Annotated in this window: 1 pseudogene; it reads right to left on the reverse strand. The window is 59.4% G+C overall.

Annotated features, from left to right (window positions below):
- Window positions 1–183: pseudogene (locus BBJ66_RS35920) on the reverse strand (hypothetical protein); the annotation flags it as partial.
- Window positions 184–261: the final 78 nt, after the last annotated feature.

A 261-nucleotide genomic window follows, 5' to 3' on the forward strand; every position in this document is an offset into this window, starting at 1 on the left:
GCCAGGACGCGGCTTATCGATCCCCTGATAGCCCATTATCATCTGCGCCTGGGCGATGAGAGCACCGCGCTGAGCGCTTTCCAGCGCATCGTTAATGATCAGAATGGAAGAGATACAGCCGACTTCCTGTTCCTTCCAGTGAGCGATGCCAGTGCTTCGGATCCTGATCACCGCGGCACCCATTGGTCGCTGCTACTCGTTGACCGTCGCAACCGCGAGGGGCCGGCTGCCTATCACTATGACTCCTTCCGGGGCCAGAAC

The sequence above is a fragment of the Rhizobium sp. RSm-3 genome (assembly GCF_001854685.1).
Classification (GTDB): Bacteria; Pseudomonadota; Alphaproteobacteria; order Rhizobiales; family Rhizobiaceae; genus Rhizobium; species Rhizobium ecuadorense.